Origin of the sequence: Streptomyces murinus, from assembly GCF_002154555.1 — a bacterium.
Taxonomy (GTDB): domain Bacteria; phylum Actinomycetota; class Actinomycetes; order Streptomycetales; family Streptomycetaceae; genus Streptomyces; species Streptomyces murinus.
The window spans coordinates 1-14,769 of the sequence record NZ_MUNF01000019.1 but is presented as its reverse complement, the minus strand read 5'-3'; the positions used below and the strand labels follow the sequence as shown (position 1 = coordinate 14,769).

Genomic DNA, 14,769 nt, shown 5'->3' with positions numbered 1-14,769 from the left:
GGCCGTACGGCGCTCGGCCGGCATCAACTCCCAGGCGGCGTCCGGCAGTGCGGCCATCCACGGTCCGGCGTTCTCCACGCACAGCGCCCCACCGGCGGCCTCCCAGGCGAGCAGGCTGTCGGGCCGGTCCGCCAGCCAGAACCTGCCCCGGCTGCGGGCCGCGGCGCAGCACAGATCCTCCAGCGCCGCGAAGAGCCGGCCGGCGTGGAAGGGCCGGCGACGCTGCCAGACGAGCGTGCTGATGCCGTCCTCGTCGCAGTCGTGGGGGAGCCGGGCACAGGCCGGATGCTGTGCGGCGGCCGCCGCCGCCACGTCGAAGCCGGCGACCGCGACCGTCCCCAACTGCCCCGAACCGACGGGGATCCGGCGCGCCAAGGGGTGCAACTGCCGCAGGAGCGCGAGGTCGTCGAGTCCGGTGGTGGGACCCTCGGCCACGGCGAGGACGGGAGCGTACTCCAACTGCCGTGCGAACGTGTCGCCCACGGTGCGCCGGTCCGCCCGGGCCGCGGCGAGCCCGGCCTCCGCGAGGTCGTCGCCGTTGGACAGGGCGGGCAGGACGAGGGCGGGGTCCACGGCGGTCAGCACATTGGTGAGCCGGAAGGCGCCGCCGCCATGGGCGGCGATGACCTCCGCCATGCCCCGGGGCTCCACGGAGTCCCACAGCTCGACGACCGCGAGACGGGTCAGCCCGCCGTCGGCCAGCCGCTCCAGTTCGGGGACGAGGTCCTCGCGCAGGGCGCAGCAGGCGCAGTCGTTGACCAGGGGTGTCTCGCCCCAGGCGGTCTCGCCCGTGGCGTCGCGGACGGTACGGCGCACGGTGCCGGCCGGGCCCGCGGACAGGTCGTGGTGGAGGGCGACACTGCCGGGCACCTCGCGCAGCAGCCGCTCGACCGCCTCGCGCCGGGCGTCGGCGTGCAGTCCGCCGACGATCACCACCGGCATCGGTCCTTCGGTGCTCATCGGCGGCTCCCCTCCCGCCCGTAGCGGCGCTCGAAGCGCTCGACGCGGCCGGCGGTGTCCAGCACACGGGCGGTGCCGGTGTAGAAGGGGTGGCTCGCCGAGGAGATCTCGACGTCGACCACCGGGTAGGTGCGGCCGTCCTCCCACTCGACGGTCCTGTCGCTGGTCATCGTCGAGCGGGTGAGGAAGGCGAAGTCACCGGCCCTGTCGCGGAAGACGACCGGGCGGTAGGCGGGGTGGATTCCGGGCTTCATGGTGTCTCTTCCCTGGTTCGGGTGAAAGCGGGTGGGTGGCGGCCGGAGCGGTCAGCGTTCCTCGCGGAACTCGACATGGCGTCCGGCCACGGGGTCGAACTTGCGCAGCACCAGCCGGTCCGGGTCGTTCCGGCGGTTCTTGCGGGTCACGTACGTGTAGCCGGTGCCGGCGGTGGAGCGGAGCTTGACGATCGGGCGTACTTCGTTGCGGGCCATGAGAGGTAGCATACGACAATGATTTCCATTACCGATAAGCATCGGTGGAGAGAAAGGCAGAACCACGCATGTCCGCCCACTGTCAACTGACCGGCGCCCGGCCCGGCTTCGGCAAGAAGATCTCCCACTCGCACCGGCGTACCTCGCGCCGGTTCGACCCCAACATCCAGCACAAGCGCTACTGGCTGCCCAGCGAGGGGCGGCACGTCCGTCTGCGGCTGAGCGCGCGGGCCATCAAGGCCGTGGACGCCATCGGCATCGAGGCCGCCGTCGCCCGGATCCGGGCCCGCGGGGAGTGTGTCTGATGGCGAAGAAGAGCAAGATCGCGAAGAACGACCGGCGGAAGCGGATCGTGGCGCGTTACGCCAAGCGCCGGGCCGAACTGAAGGCCGTCCTGGTGTCCCCGCGCGCCACGGCCGACGAGAAGGCCGCCGCGGGGGCGGAGCTGCGCCGCCAGCCCCGGGACGCGAGCGCGACCCGGGTCCGCAACCGCGACAGCGTGGACGGCCGCCCCCGCGGCCACCTGCGCAAGTTCGGCCTCTCCCGGGTGAACGTACGGGCGCAGGCGCATGCCGGGTATCTGCCTGGCGTGACGAAGTCATCCTGGTAGAAAGGGAGTTGGGTGGGGGCGGCGCACTCGTGTCGTCCCCATCGTGCCCCACGCGTCCCGGGATTCCGGTGTGGAGCGGGGGCCGCAGTGGAAAGGGACCAGGGTGGCACCGCGGCCGGGAGGAGAGACGGACAAGTTCGGCAACCGTTACGAGGGGGCCTGGACGATCAGGCATGCCCTCTACGTACTGCTGGGCATGGGGACGTCGATCACCGTGGAGCCGGGCGGTTCCCTGGGCGACGGCGTCGAGTTCGTCTATCGCCATGACGGGGGAACCCAGGTCCACCAGGTCAAGCGCCAGAACCGGAACGCGAACAGCTGGAACGTCGCCTCGCTCCGGGACAAGGGGGTGTGGAGAAGCCTCCGGTCCCATGTCGACGCGGGCCGCGCGTTCCACTTCGTCTCCCTGCTCCCCGCCCGTGCGCTCGACGAGTTGGCCGACCGCGCCCGCCGTTCCGACGACTTGTCCGCCTTCGAGGACTCCTGGCTGACCGACGGACTGCAAGGCCCGTTCCAGGCCCTGGCCGCACCCGATGTCTATGGCTCGGCCGCCACGGCCTGGCGGATGCTGCGCGGTCTGCGGGTGGAATGGCACCACGAGCGGGACATCGTCAACACCAACGCGGTGCTGGCCGAACAGGTCCTTTCCGGAGCCCCGGGGCGCCTCGCGGTCCTCGGGCTCGGCGATCTCCTGCTGAACCATGTGGGGACGACGCTCGACGCACCGGCCATCGTCGCCCGGCTGGGAGAGTACGGGCTACGGCGGATCAACCGGATCGACGGCGCCGAGACGACGGACGCGGTGAGCGCGGCGACCCGTCGCTGGGCGGCCGGCGTCGAACGTGAACTGCTCCGCCCCACGATCCCCCGGGACACGGCTGACCAACTGGTGGACCAGGCCCTGAACGACGCGCATCAGGTCATCGTGGTGACGGGCGAGGCGGGCGGGGGAAAGAGCGCCGTACTGCACCAGGCACTGACCGCCCTCACCGCGATGGGTACGCCGGTGCTCGGGTTCCGTCTCGACCGGTTGGCCCCCTTCACCTCCACCCATGAGCTCGGTCAGCGCATCCAGCTGACCATGTCACCGGTCGCCGCCCTCGGCGCCGTGGCGAACGGGCGCCCCTGCGTGCTGATCGTGGACCAGCTCGACGCGGTCAGCCTGGCATCGGGACGTATCCCGGACACCTTCGACGCGGTGGCCGACCTGCTCGGTGAGGCCATGGCGTACCCGGCCATGCGCGTCGTCCTCGTATGCCGGGCGTTCGATGCCCGGGCCGACCCCCGGATCCGGCAACTCACCGCGTCGGACCGGTGCGCGCGCGTCTCCGTCGGACCGCTCTCCGACGCCCAGGTCGACACCGCGCTCGCGGGCATGGGCCTGGACGCCTCTCACCTGGCACCTTCCCAGCGCGGTCTGCTGCGGTCACCGCTGCATCTGGTCCTCCTCGCTCAGATCCCCGACCAGGAGAAGCCCCTCACCTTCCGCACGACACGGCAGCTCTTCGACGCCTTCTGGGACACCAAGCGGAAGGAGTGCGTACGTCGCCAGCCCTCCGTGCGTTTCCACGAGGCGGTGTCGGCAGTGGTGACAGCCATGAGCGCGCGGCAACGGCTCTTCGCACCGGACACTGTGCTCGACGCGGACGACCTCGTCGTGAGCGCGGACGTGCTGGTGTCCGAGCACGTCTGTGTGCGAGACGGCCGACAACTGGCCTTCTTCCACGAGAGCTTCTTCGACTACGCCTTCGCACGGGACTGGCTGCGGCGCGACGAGAGACTTGTCGCCTTCCTCCTCGGCGGGGAGCAGGAGCTGTTCCGCCGGGGGCAGACACGACAGGTCCTCGACCATCTGCGGGACCTGGACCCGGAACGGTTCACCGAGGAGGTCGAGGCACTGCTGACCACTCCGGAGATCCGGTACCACCTCAAAGACGTCACCCTGGCCGTGCTGCGTGGCATCCAGGACCCCACCGCCGGCGAATGGGGGGCCCTCGCACGGGTGCTGGACACGCGACCGCTGTTCCAGTCCCAGCTCGTGAACGCGGTCAGCAGCGCGGCATGGTTCCGGCGCGCGGACGATGAGGCGGTGTTCGACGGCTGGCTGACCAGCGCCGACGCGAGGGAACACGACTGGGCGCTGCGGATGATGGCCGCAGGTGCCGACACCTTTCCCGACCGGGTCGCCTGCCTCCTGGAACCGCACACGCGGGATCCGCGTTTCGGGACCTGGCTGGAGCGGATCATCCGCTTCGCCGACCTGGCCGACAGCAGAAGGCTCTTCGATCTCCTGCTGGCCGCCGCCCGAAGGGGGGTTCTCGCCGGCCGCGAGCATCTCATCTGGATCTCGGCGGAAGACCTGGTGAAGAGACAAGCGGGCTGGGCGGTCGAGTTGATGGCCGCACTGGTCTCGGACCGCCCGGACGCGCTCGCACTCGCTCACGACGGCAGGGTCGCCGTCCTGCTCGACCGGGACCACTCGGCGATACATGTCGTCGAGGCCGCCGCGCTGGGTGCCCCGGAGGCCTTCTGCGTCCAGGTGCTGCCCCTGCTCCTGGACGTCATGACCGTGACCGCGATCCCACCGCGGGTGGAGCGATTGGTCCACGACAAGCACTTCGGCTTCCGGTCCCCGGACGACGAACCCGCCGACCTGGGCGGTGCCCTGTTCCGGGGCGCGGCCAAGGCTCTGCGGCTGCTGGCGGACCGAGAGCCCGCCCGCGCACGGGAGCTGGTGACACCACTCGCGTGTGTGCCCTTCGAGGCGGCACAGTGGCTCCTCTACCAGGCCCTGATCGGGGCGGGGCCCGCCCTCGCACCGTGGGCCGCCGAAATCCTCCTGCAAGGGGAACACCGGCTCATGTCCGGTTACGCGGGCAATATCGTGTGGGGCGCCCGGGAAATCCTGTGCGTCATCGGCGACGTCCTTCCCGAGGACACACTCGCGCGGCTGGAAGGCGCCCTTCTCCACCTACGCCTTCCCCCCGACGGCGAACTCTCACCCTGGCACGAGTTCACGCTGCTGACCGCGCTCCCCGAAGCCCGGCTCTCCGGGCGGGCCGCGCGCCGGCTCGGAGAACTGCGCAGACTCCATGACGACAGGAGGGAGCCGGACGAGCCACAGGGGATGACGGCCGGGTTCATCGGATCGCCGATCCCCTCGCAAGCGGCTCGGCACATGAGCGACGACCAATGGCTCGGCGCCATGAGAAAGCACCACCAGGACCACACCGACTGGACGACCTTCACCGGCGGCGCCCAGGAGCTCTCGCACGTGCTGCACGACATGACGGCAGCGGACCCCGGCCGCTTCGCCCGACTCGCCTTGCGGATGGACGCCAGGATGCACCCTGCCTATGGTGCGTCGCTGCTCCAAGGCCTCGGTGACGCGGAGGCCCACGATGATCCGGACGTCATTTTCACGGCAGTTCGCCACTTCGCGGGCCAAGGCAAGTCGGCGTATGACCGCTGGCTGGGACGAGCGATACGGAAGTACGCCGCCTGTGTGCCTCTCGATCTGCTGGAGGTCCTTCTGGAACGCTCCCTGGGCCCCGACGAGTCCGGCGACATCACCGGCAAGGAGGAGGACGAGGAGCACGACCTGTTCACCGCCGGGATCAACACCGTGCGCGGCAGTGCGGCCGAGAGCATCGCCGATCTGCTCGGCCACGATCCGGACGGCGCCCGGGCCGCCCTGGTGGTACCGCACCTCGGCCGGCTGGCCGCCACCCCCTCGCTCGCCGTCCGGGCGTGCGTGGCGCATGTGCTCCATGCCGCGATCCGGTACGACCGGCCCGCGGTCGCCGATGCCTTCACCGTGCTCGTCCGGGCCCCCGACCGGCTGCTCGCCTCGCGGAACGTGGCCCGCCTGTTCGTGGCGCTGTGTCACGGAGACCCGGCGGCGGGCAGACCGGTGATGGAACGGATGCTGCGCTCCCCGGTGGCGGTGGTGCGGCGGATCGGTGGACAGATCGCCGCGCTCGCGGCCATGGAGTGGGAGATGCGGGATCTGCTGTCGGGAGTGCTTGCCGGAACGGACGGAGCACAGCGTCAGGGTGCCGCGGATGTCTGCGCCCAACGCCTCGTGAACACCGGGGACATGGAGCTTGCGCATCACGCCCTCGTCCGCTTCTTCCACGATCCGCAGGAGGACGTACGGGAGGCCGCCGCCGCTGTGGCCGTCGCGCTGAGGGGCCATCGCTTGGGACCGGTCCGCAGGACGGTGAACGCGCTGATGGAATCCGGTGCCTTCGAGCCGGCCCTGTCCCAGTTGCTGATCACGCTGGAGCAGGCGCCCGACCGGGTCGACGAACTGGTGCTGACGTGCGTGCGGCAATTCCTCGCGGTGTCCGGTGCCGCCTCGGCCGACCTCACCACCCGTGCCGCGGCCGACGCCCATCACATCGGCGAACTCCTGGTCCGCGCCCACGCCCAGGGCGCCTCGGCCGCGCGCCGCTCCGAGATCCTCGACCTGCTCGACCAACTGCTGCTCCGTGGTTCGTACGGTGTCGCCGAAGCGATCGGCCGCGCCGACCGGCCTTGAGCTGTTCCACGAGGAGAGCGGCGGGGTGCTCCACCTGTGCGCCGCCGTGCGCCTCGTCATGCACTCGGTGTACCGGGGGGCCGGGCGGAAACCGGGACCGCCGTGCACAGAGCGTGCTCTGCTGTGCACATGATGCATGGGTCGAACATGGAGGGCCGCCCTCAGTTCCTGAACGCCCTGACGGACGAAGCGCGCGCCGCCTTCGCACGGCTCGGGGTCCGGCGCCACTTCGCCGTGGGGGACGTGCTGATCAACGAGGGCGATCACACGCAGGACATGGTGGTCCTCTACAAAGGTGTGGTGAAGGTGACCGCTCGGCTCGACGGGGGTCGGGCAGCGCTCATGGACATCAAGATCGCCGGTGACGTGGTGGGCGAGGTGGCGGCGCTGGACCGCGGGCCGAGGTCGGCGACGGTCACCGCCTGCGGCGATGTGACCGCCGCTTTCATCCCGGCGTGTGCATTGGTGCCCTTTCTCCACGCCAACCCCGAGACCATGGTGCCCCTCATGGGCGTGTTCTGTGGCCGACTGCGGCGGTCCGACCGTTGGCGGCTGGAGTTCGCCGGATACCCGGTCCTCGTCCGGCTGGCCCGTGTCCTCGTCGAACTGGCCGTGTCGTACGGCCGGAAGGAACGGAACGGCGTGGTTCGCATCGATGTGAATCTGTCCCAGCCGGAGTTCGCCGCCCTCACCGGATCCACGACGAACACGGTGCACAAGGCGCTCGCTCGGCTGCGCCGGGACGGGCTTATCAGTACCGGTGAACGGCGGACTTTCGTACGGGACTTGCCTCGGCTGAGCCAGGTGGCCCGGTTGAGCGCGTCGGTCGCCGAGGAAAGCAGCCACAGAACCGCATAAATACGGGTTTCTTCGGCTGGGACGGCCCCCTCCCGCAGAGTTGGCGTGCATCGCACCCAACAACTTTGGAAGGTGGCGAGTTGCCGTGAGGGAACCCTCATGCCTCGGGCCGTCGGACGTCGTCCCGCACCGCCGGCTGTGCCTGGCGGCGGACATGGAGCAGTACAGCCGTCTCGACACCCGGACCCAGTCGGCGGTGCAGGCCGACCTGGTCCGTCTGCTGGACGAGGCGGCGACGCTGTCGGGACTGGACCGCGCGACATGGGCCCGACAGCCGCAAGGCGACATGGAGTTCGCCGTCCTCCCGGAGGACACGGACTCCACCGTTCTGGGAGCGTTCGTGCACCATCTGTCGGCCTGCCTCGAATCGCTGAACGCCCGTCAGGCCGCCCAGCGGGTCCGGCTGCGGTTGGCCGTCGACGCCGGCGTTGCCACCGACGCCGCTCTCGGGCATGCCGGACCCGCACCGGTCGCCGTGGCACGCTATGTGAACGCGCCCCCGCTGAAGGCCGTACTGGCCGCCCTCACCTCGGCCGATCTCGCCGTCATGGTGTCGGACCGGCTGTACCAGGACGTCGTGCGGTTCGGGCATCCCGGCCTCGACCCGGCGCAGTACGTGCGCGTCCATGTGCAGGTCAAGGAGTTCGGAGGCTACGGCTGGATCCGGGTGCCGGGTCACGGGCCGGACGGCATCCGGGCAGCCGTGGACGGAGTGTCCGAGCCGCTGCCGTCGGCGGACGTCCCCGTCACGCGTCGGACAAGTCTCTCCCAACACGTCCGCCAGGGCGTCGCGGTCGGCCGGGACGTCAACGGCGGCCTGAACGTCGGCCTCCCCGCGACGCCCCCGCAGGCCAGTCCCTGGCGCGACTGGTGACGGACCTGGACGAGGGCGCGGTCCGCCTGGGAGGGGACAGCACCCAATGGGCGGACTACGGGGTGAACGTGGGCCACAACGTGTACGGCGGCATCCACGTCCACCCGCCCTTCCCCTCGGCGGGACCGCCCCGGCTGCGGCCGGGGGCGGCGGGCCCGCTCTCGAAGAGACGCCACGCGGCTCTGCGCTCGGCGCTGACCGCCCTCGCGGACGCCTGCGAGGAAGCCGCTGCGGCGCTGTCGCACATCGGCCTCATGGGGCCGGAGAGGAGAAGCGATGACCACGACTGACCCGCGCGGCGCGTTCGCCCTGATCGGGGCAGCCCTTCGCAAGGCGCCCGGAGGCGAGTGCCGGCAGCTCACGGTGAGTGTCGGGAACACGCCGGTACAGCTGTCCCCGGAGGACTGTAGGACCGCCCTGTACGGGCGGCCGCGCCGCGACGAAGAATTACGGACGGCCATCTGGCGGCAGGCGGTCATGGAGGCGCGACAGGAGCCCAGGGAGGGGGCCGGCACGGGTCGTCTGCTCGTCCTGTGGTTGGCCGCTCCCGCCCTGTACCGCAATCTGTACCGGATCCTGCGCCAGTCACGGATCGAGCGCGCCGACCTCGAGGCCGAGGCCGTACTGGCCCTGCTCGCCGCGCTCGACACCGTGGATCCGGACGGCCCGGACCCCGCCGGTCACATGATCAAGGAGGCGGTGGGCCGGATGTGGGCCTACGCCGGCCGTATCAGGAGGGAGGTCCCCGTCGTGGATGTCGCCCGCTTCGCTGAGGCCCGCAACGCCACGACGTCACGGGAGGAGTCAGGGCAGCAGGCCGACGAGTGGGAACTGCATGTCACTCCTCCGCCGCGCCGTGACGGACTGGCAGCCACACTGCGCTTCGCGGAGTCGTCGCCCGCCCGGCGAGAGGGGGAGCGGATCGGAGCACTCGCGCACTGCGCGGGTTTGTCCGACATCGTCTTCCGAGCCCGTCGCCATGAGGAGGCGGAACTCATCGGCACCCTGGTGCTGCGACCCACAGGGGTGCGACGGTGAGCGCCCGGTCCGGGCCGCCCCTGAGCTTCGCAGAGGCGTTCGATCTGCCCCTGAGCGTCGATCTGCGAACCGCTGCCCGGGCCTTCGGGGTCTGTCCCGGAACGGCGTACAAGCTGATCCGTTTCGGCACCTTCCCCTGCACCGTGCTGCGCGTCGGCCGGCGCTACCGCATCCCGACGGCATGCCTGTTGCGCTCCCTCGGCATCGAGGAACGACCGGTGTACGCGGTCGACCTGGAGCTCGGCGCGGAGCACGCCGCCCGGATCGACGACCTCCAGGATCGTGAAGGGGAATACCGCGGATGAAGGCGTCCCAGCCACCTCGGCGCAGGCCCGATCGGCCCCGGATGTGTTTCGTCATCGGCCCGATCGGTGATCAGTACGCCGCACACGGCAGCCCCGAGCGGGAGGCCTACGAGCACCACCTGGGGATCTTCGAGCAGGTGATCGCGCCCGCCTGCGAGAAGTACGAGATCGCCGTCGTCCGTGCGGACGGCATCGCGCACGCCGGTGACATCAACGAACAGGTCTGCCGGCATGTCATCGAGTCCGACCTGGTCATCGCGGATGTCAGCGGCGGCAATCCCAATGTGATGTACGAGTTGGGGCTGCGGCACATCACCGGCAGGGCGACGATCCATATCGGCGAGGCAGGGCAGTTGCCTTTCGACATCGCCTCGATCAGGACGATCCGCTATCAACGGGCACGCAGCCATCTGGCCGGTGCGCGGCGTGAGATCGAGAGCGCCCTGGAAGCCGGGATGCGCGATGGCTTCGAACTCCTCACCCCGGCACGGGTGGTGCGAGCGTTGCAGAGCGTCGATTGGCAGTCGTTGCCCAACCGCGGCGAGGGAGGGGAGGACGAGGAGGGCACGGCCGACGAGAACCCGTCGGGCCTGCTCGACGATTTCGCCGCGATCGAGGACGGGCTGGAAGAGATGACCGCTCACATGGGGGCGTTGACGAAGGTGATCGAGACGATCGGGACGCTGTCCGATCAGAGCAACATCGAGATGCTCGACCTGGTTCAGGCGAACGCCCCCGCGAGAGTACGGCTCGCGGCCGTGATCAGATACGCGGAATCGCTCAGCGCACTGGCGGGGGAGATGGACACCGTCGCCGGGGCTTTCGCGGAGCGGATGGTGACCATGGACAGCGGGGTGCGGGCCGTACTGGGCCTGATCGAGGTGATGTCCCCCGACGAGCGCGACGAGACGGCGGGGGAGCTCCTGGGATGGCTCATCGAGCTGAACGAGTCGGCCCAGGCGGGGCTGACCCAGATCGTCTCCCTCGGTGCGTCCGCGAGCGATCTGGTCCAGGTGAGCCGGCACCTCCGTGACCCGGTGAGGGACATCTCCACCGCGGTGAAGCGGATGACCTCCGCCATCGCCTGCATGGGGGAGTGGGCGGGCAAGGCGCGTGATCTGGCGCAGGACACGCAGCACCCGACCGGGTGAGTCCGCCCGGCATGGGCCCGGGCCCCTGGGGTCCGGGCCCTGTCATGTACGCCCCGGCGGGGGGCCTGATTGACGCCCTCGTGTTTACCCCGCCCTCTCCTGGACACGCGGCCTGTGGGAATGGGGTGTCGTACACGAAAGGCAGAGCCCATGACGGAGATCCGACCCGCCACCACCAGTGATTCCGGAGCGCCGGTCGAGAGCGATGAGCACTCGCTCACCGTGGGCCCCGGGGGACCGATCCTGTTGCAGGACGCCTATCTGATCGAGCAGATGGCACAGTTCAACCGGGAGCGGATCCCCGAGCGTCAGCCGCATGCCAAGGGGAGCGGTGCCTTCGGTCACTTCGAGGTGACCGGTGATGTCAGCGCGTACACGAAGGCGGCCCTGTTCCAGCCCGGCACCCGTACCGACCTGGTCATCCGCTTCTCGACCGTCGCCGGTGAGCGCGGCAGCCCGGACACCTGGCGTGATCCGCGCGGCTTCGCGGTGAAGTTCTACACCAGCGAGGGCAACTACGACATGGTCGGCAACAACACGCCGGTGTTCTTCGTGAAGGACCCGATGAAGTTCCAGCACTTCATCCGCTCCCAGAAGCGCCGCGCCGACAACAACCTGCGCGATCACGACATGCAGTGGGACTTCTGGACGCTCTCCCCGGAGTCGGCCCACCAGGTGACCTGGCTGATGGGGGACCGGGGCATCCCGCGGACCTGGCGCCACATGAACGGGTACACCTCGCACGCCTACATGTGGATCAACGCCGCCGGTGAGCGGTTCTGGGTGAAGTACCACTTCAAGACCGATCAGGGGATCGAGTTCTTCACCCAGCACGAGGCCGACCAGATGGCCGCGGCCGACACGGACTACCACACGCGGGATCTCTTCGAGCACATCCGGGACGGTGACTTCCCCAGCTGGAGTCTGTACGTGCAGGTGATGCCGTACGACGAGGCGGCGGGCTACCGGTTCAACCCGTTCGACCTCACCAAGGTGTGGCCGCACGGTGACTACCCGCTCATCCCGGTCGGCCGTATGACGCTCGACCGCAACCCCACGGACAACCACGCCCAGATCGAACAGGCCGCGTTCCAGCCCAACAACTTCGTCCCCGGCATCGGCCCGAGCCCGGACCGCATGCTGCTGGCCCGGCTGTTCTCCTACGCGGACGCCCACCGCCACCGCATCGGCGCCAACTACCAGCAACTGCCGGTGAACGCGCCCGTCGTCGACGTCCACTCCTACTCCAAGGACGGCGCGATGGCGTACCGGAACACGACCGACCCCGTCTACGCCCCGAACTCCAAGGGCGGCCCCGCGGCGGACACCGAGCGTTACGGGTCCCCGCCCAGCTGGACGGCCGACGGTGAGATCACCCGCGCGGCCTACGTCTCCCACCCCGAGGACGACGACTGGGGGCAGCCTGGAACCCTGGTGCGCGAGGTCATGGACGATGCCGCCCGTGACCGGCTGGTCGACAATGTGGTCGGACACCTTCTCAACGGGGTGACCGAGCCCGTCCTCGAACGTGCCTTCGAATACTGGTCCCATATCGACGAGACCATCGGCAAGCGCATCGCCGACGGCGTCCGGGCCAAGGCGGACGAGAAGGACCCCAAGGCCGCCGAACAGGGCAACCCGGCACGGAGTTCCATGCAGCACAAGGCGTGAAACGTCCGGGCCGGGCGGCCCCCCGGCTCAGCCTGCCTGCCCCCGCAACGCGTTCTCGATGCTGTCGACCACGCCCATGGCGTCGCTGTACGAGCCGGGCAGGAAGTCGGGGGTGCCGACCACCCGGTGCTTCTTGGCGGCCGGCAGCTCCTTGAACGTCCGCAGCGCGAACAGCTTCTGGATGTCGTTGGCGGGGGAGCCGTCGTTGTTCGTGTAGTAGACGACGTAGTCGGCGTCCTTCAGCAGGTCCGCCCGCTCGTACGACACGGACTTGGTGTCGCCCTTGCCGACCGAGGCCGTGGCGGAGGCGAAGCGCACCCCGAGCTTGGAGAGGATGTCCCCGACCGGCGAGGCGGAGCTGTAGATCCAGTAGTTGCCGCTGTCGAAGCCGCCCTGGATAACGTCCCAGCTGCTGTCGGTCAGCTTGGGGCCGAGGGTCTTGCGTGCCGCGGCGATCCGGTCGTCGTACTTCTGCTTGAGCCGGGTGAGTTGCGCCGTGCCGTTGACGAACCCGGCCGTGGCCTGCGGATACGCGGACCAGGAGGAGGTCTCGCTGAAGGGCGCGAACGTGGTCGGCGCGATGGCCGACAGCCTCTTGTACGCCTTGGAGAGGTAGGGCACGTCGACGCCGACGATCAGGTCCGGCTTGAGCGCGGCGATCTTCTCGTAGTCGATGTCGGCGCCGGTCGTCACCTTCGCCGCGGCCTTCCAGCGCTTCAGATAGCGCGGCGGGACGTAGTTGGCTCCGCTGTTCTCCACGCCGACGGGCTTGAGACCCAGGTCGAACAGCGACTCGGTGGACCAGGAGTGCACGGAGACGATCCGCAGCGGATGCGCGGGCACGGTCACCTTGCCGTGCGCGGTGGGGACCACCCGGGTCGCGGCGGACTTGCCGTCGGAACCGCCGGAGGCGGACGAGGACGAGGACGCGTCGCAGGCGGTGAGGGCCAGCGCCAGCGCGGCCGCGGCGACGACCGGGCGCAGCAGACGCGGACGCCTGGGGCGCCGGGAGGCGGACGCGGGGCGCGGCGTGGACGTGCGGGTGGGGGAGGGTACGGCGGTCATGGTGGATCCAGGTGTGGGAAGCCGGAGTGTGTGGCCGGGGAGGTGAAGGGGGTTCAGGAGGCGGAGTGCGGTCCGATGCCCGCGCGGGCGGAGTGGACATGGGTGGCCAGGCCGTCGAGCAGGACGGTGAAGTTCTCCCAGCTGTAGGCGTACCAGGAGGCCAGTTCGGGCTTCCACAGCTGTCCGGCGCGCACGGCGGGCGTGCGCTTCCACAGCGGGTTGTCCGGCAGCGGGTCGGACACGGCCCACACCAGCAGGTCGGCCGGGAGGGACGGTACGTTCTCCCAACTCACGGCCTGGCTGTAGGTGTTGGCGGAGCCGCCGGGCACCGGGACCAGGTTCATCCCCAGCGCGCTCACCGTCTTCAGCACGGCCCAGGTCTTGGGGTTCATCACGCCGAGGGTGTTCTTGTCGATGCCGAAGACGAAGCCGACCCGCAGCTCCCGGTTGGCGGCGATCGCCTTGCGCAGCCGGGTGCCGGCTTCCTGGTAGCGGGCCTTCGCCTCGCCGTCCGTGAGCGTGGTGCCGAGGCTCCCGGTCAGCCGGTCGGCGGTGCCGACGATCTGCTCGATCGAGTGGTAGGTGCTCAGCCCGACGACCGGGGCGATCTTGGCGACCTCCGGGAGCTGGGAGGCCACCTGGAGGGTGCCGTCCGGCTGCACGGCGTCGATCAGGAGGTCCGGGCGGGCCTGGGCGAGCGCTTCGAGCCGTACGCCCTTGTCCGCCGAGTAGATCTTGGTGACACCGGACCAGTCCGGCTTGACGGCCGGGACGATGCCCTGCCCCGAGTCCGTGGCGGCGACCGGATGCAGTCCGGCCGCCCACAGCGCGGCGCCGACGGAGTCGGTGAGGAACGCGATCCGCTTCGGCCGCCGGGGCAGCCGTACGGCATGGCCCCGGTCGTCGGTGAAGGACCACGCGCTGCCGCCGGAGCCGCCGTCGGCCGAGGCGGAGTTGCCGGTGCCGCACGCGGAGAGGCCGAGGAGAGCGGCGGTTCCCAGGCCGCCGGCGAGCAGGCCGCGCCGGGTCGGGCGGGTGCCGGGGGCGGCGGCCGTCAGGTGCCGGGTGTCGTGGGAACGCTGGAGGGTTGCGCTGGGCATGGGTGTGTCCTTGAGGTGAGGGTGCGGCTTGCCGGGCCGCGGAGGGGAGAGCGTGCCGCCGGGGCCGCGCGCGAGCGGGCGGGCTCCGGAGGGCGAGGAGGGCGGTGGGGGAGACGGGTAAAGG

At 70.2% G+C, this 14,769-nt stretch carries 15 protein-coding genes; 10 read left to right on the top strand and 5 right to left on the bottom strand.

Translation table 11 applies throughout. The features are described from left to right. From CCN72_RS01835 to rpmG, 3 genes are all read right to left on the bottom strand, one after another. A partial coding sequence (locus tag CCN72_RS01835; RefSeq protein ID WP_086806043.1) for a GTP-binding protein occupies positions 1-960 on the bottom strand: 960 nt, incomplete at its 3' end. Beyond that, positions 957-1,214 (bottom strand): type B 50S ribosomal protein L31, encoded by a 258-nt coding sequence (locus CCN72_RS01830; RefSeq protein ID WP_085567821.1) that lies wholly within the window; start codon positions 1,212-1,214, stop codon positions 957-959. The genes CCN72_RS01835 and CCN72_RS01830, both read right to left, overlap by 4 nt. 51 nt (positions 1,215-1,265) lie before the next feature. After that, the gene (gene rpmG, locus CCN72_RS01825; RefSeq protein WP_085567822.1) at positions 1,266-1,430 is read right to left on the bottom strand and encodes a 50S ribosomal protein L33; all 165 of its coding nucleotides are present in this window, start codon (positions 1,428-1,430) and stop codon (positions 1,266-1,268) included. A gap of 68 nt (positions 1,431-1,498) precedes the next feature. Between rpmG and rpmB the strand changes: the two genes are divergently transcribed. The 10 genes from rpmB to CCN72_RS01775 all read left to right on the top strand — a co-directional run bounded on the left by rpmB (position 1,499) and on the right by CCN72_RS01775 (position 12,480). Next, positions 1,499-1,735 (top strand): 50S ribosomal protein L28, encoded by a 237-nt coding sequence (gene rpmB, locus CCN72_RS01820; RefSeq protein ID WP_086806042.1) that lies wholly within the window; start codon positions 1,499-1,501, stop codon positions 1,733-1,735. Beyond that, the gene (gene rpsN, locus CCN72_RS01815) at positions 1,735-2,040 is read left to right on the top strand and encodes a 30S ribosomal protein S14 (protein ID WP_086806041.1); all 306 of its coding nucleotides are present in this window, start codon (positions 1,735-1,737) and stop codon (positions 2,038-2,040) included. The genes rpmB and rpsN overlap by 1 nt, the downstream gene beginning before the upstream one ends. A 103-nt stretch (positions 2,041-2,143) precedes the next feature. Further along, a complete protein-coding gene (locus tag CCN72_RS01810) occupies positions 2,144-6,583 on the top strand; it encodes a hypothetical protein (protein WP_086806040.1) in 4,440 nt (1,479 codons plus the stop codon). Between the two features lie 129 nt (positions 6,584-6,712). Then, positions 6,713-7,441, top strand: coding sequence for a Crp/Fnr family transcriptional regulator (locus CCN72_RS01805; RefSeq protein WP_086806044.1), 729 nt, complete (start codon positions 6,713-6,715; stop codon positions 7,439-7,441). A gap of 85 nt (positions 7,442-7,526) precedes the next feature. Next, a complete protein-coding gene (locus tag CCN72_RS01800) occupies positions 7,527-8,315 on the top strand; it encodes a hypothetical protein (RefSeq protein ID WP_086806039.1) in 789 nt (262 codons plus the stop codon). Further along, entirely contained in the window at positions 8,312-8,605 is a 294-nt protein-coding gene (locus CCN72_RS01795) for a hypothetical protein (protein ID WP_086806038.1), read from the top strand. The genes CCN72_RS01800 and CCN72_RS01795 overlap by 4 nt, the downstream gene beginning before the upstream one ends. After that, the gene (locus CCN72_RS01790) at positions 8,592-9,353 is read left to right on the top strand and encodes a hypothetical protein (RefSeq protein WP_086806037.1); all 762 of its coding nucleotides are present in this window, start codon (positions 8,592-8,594) and stop codon (positions 9,351-9,353) included. Before CCN72_RS01795 ends, CCN72_RS01790 begins: the two co-directional genes overlap by 14 nt. After that, the gene (locus tag CCN72_RS01785) at positions 9,350-9,658 is read left to right on the top strand and encodes a helix-turn-helix domain-containing protein (protein ID WP_086806036.1); all 309 of its coding nucleotides are present in this window, start codon (positions 9,350-9,352) and stop codon (positions 9,656-9,658) included. Before CCN72_RS01790 ends, CCN72_RS01785 begins: the two co-directional genes overlap by 4 nt. 41 nt (positions 9,659-9,699) lie before the next feature. Further along, positions 9,700-10,809, top strand: coding sequence for a hypothetical protein (locus CCN72_RS01780; RefSeq protein ID WP_237553151.1), 1,110 nt, complete (start codon positions 9,700-9,702; stop codon positions 10,807-10,809). Between the two features lie 150 nt (positions 10,810-10,959). Then, entirely contained in the window at positions 10,960-12,480 is a 1,521-nt protein-coding gene (locus CCN72_RS01775) for a catalase (protein ID WP_086806034.1), read from the top strand. 27 nt (positions 12,481-12,507) lie between these two features. Here the strand turns inward: CCN72_RS01775 and CCN72_RS01770 are convergent, their stop codons facing one another. Together CCN72_RS01770 and CCN72_RS01765 are read right to left on the bottom strand one after the other, a co-directional pair. Continuing rightward, positions 12,508-13,545, bottom strand: a complete 1,038-nt coding sequence (locus tag CCN72_RS01770) for an ABC transporter substrate-binding protein (RefSeq protein WP_086806033.1) — start codon at positions 13,543-13,545, stop codon at positions 12,508-12,510. Between the two features lie 53 nt (positions 13,546-13,598). Then, positions 13,599-14,645, bottom strand: coding sequence for an ABC transporter substrate-binding protein (locus CCN72_RS01765; RefSeq protein ID WP_086806032.1), 1,047 nt, complete (start codon positions 14,643-14,645; stop codon positions 13,599-13,601). Positions 14,646-14,769: the final 124 nt, after the last annotated feature.